Genomic DNA, 1,532 nt, shown 5'->3' with positions numbered 1-1,532 from the left:
CTCGACCACATCCCCACTGGCTCCTCCCGCTCGAGCTCGATGAGCCACGAACGCTTGGCCGCCGATCGGACGGAGGTGGGGCCAGTTGAAGCCGTCGCAGCGGGGCCACTTCAAACCGTCGCGCCGAGGACGAGCTGTGGAAGCGGATCGAGCCGTTGCTGCCGAAGGTGGAGCGGCGCTTTCGCTATCCGGGACGCAAGCGTCTGCCTGACCGGCAGGCGTTGCAGGGCATCTTGTTCGTGCTGCATACCGGGATCGCGTGGCGTCATCTGCCGCTCGAGCTCGGCTTCGGCGGCGGCTCGACCTGCTACCGCCGTCTCGATGAGTGGAGTGCTAGATTCGAGCTTGGTCAACTGCGGCGCGACGCCGGTCGCACACCGGCCTGTTGGGAGGTGGAGAGAAATGCCCAAGATTCGCCGCGTTTGGCTTGGTGTCGGGTTGGCCGCCGCACTGATCTCTGGAGCGACGGTCGGCGTGGCTCGCGCAGGAGATGGTGACCGTGTGATTGCCCCCGGGAGCGCGTCGTTAAGGAGCACCTTCCAAGGCGTTGGTTCGGGGGAGAGAGTCGTTTCGATGGATCCCAACGGTGGTCAGTTCGTAACGGTCGCTCGGACTGACTCAAAAGCTAGGGCTGCCGACGACTTTTTCGGGTGCGAGAACAACACCTGGCCGCCCTCGTTCGTCTATCAGGGAGTGATTCAAGGGCCGTCCGACTTTACGTCGTGCGTGAACCTATCTCATTCCAACTGGACTGTCTGCCTTGACTATGGCGGGCCTCTCCAAGCCTGTTCCAGCGGTACGCACTGGTACGGAGCAGGCAGCTGGACAGCATGGAGCGCGGCTTATGGTTGTCCCGCCAACCGCCCCACCAGGAGTTGGCGAACCGTGTTGACGGTTGTCCACTGGTCTCTCCAAGGCAACTCGAGCTACTGGGCCAACTCGAGCGGCTATGCAACGTTGAATTGTTGAGTTGATGAGTAGCCCCCACTCCCCTGAAGACCGTCCCGAACCATCGGGCCAAGTCCCAAGGGGGGTGGGGGTTCAACGTCAGTACACGATCGTCCTCGAGGACGGCTCGCAACGGCCCGCGACTGACGATGAGATCGCCACGTTTCTTGGAACTCGCGAGCATCCTGATGAGCCTGAGCGAGAGGATTCCCGCCACGCTGGAGGTCGAGGGAGCCGTCACTCCGAGCCTTGATCTCCCACACGTCCAGTCGATCGGGGAACTGTGAACGAACTGGCCCAGCCGACCCTGGGGCAGACGTTCGACGAGCGCTTCGAGCAACTCGGTCAGATTCATGTCTGGGGTTGTGACGGCGATCGCCGAAGTTCCCCACCCTCGATCGTCGAAGTTCCTCAGCTGAGCGTCGGGCCGGCCGCATAGGCCAACAGCGGGACCCCCTCCCACGCTTGCGGTGTCAACCGCCGCAGCGACAAGAGGAGGCCGCGCGGGATGCTGACAGAGGAGGAGTTCGTGGAAGCGAGTGCTCTACACCGCCGCGGGTGGTCGATCTCGGCGATCGCCCGCC

At 63.4% G+C, this 1,532-nt stretch carries 1 pseudogene; it reads left to right on the top strand.

The features are described 5' to 3' along the window. Nucleotides 1-134: 134 nt before the first annotated feature. Nucleotides 135-362 (top strand): annotated as a pseudogene (locus Gocc_RS16835) (transposase); the annotation flags it as partial. Nucleotides 363-1,532: the final 1,170 nt, after the last annotated feature.

It is taken from the genome of Gaiella occulta, assembly GCF_003351045.1.
Taxonomy (GTDB): Bacteria; Actinomycetota; Thermoleophilia; order Gaiellales; family Gaiellaceae; genus Gaiella; species Gaiella occulta.
This window is presented reverse-complemented; position numbering and strand designations above follow the sequence as displayed.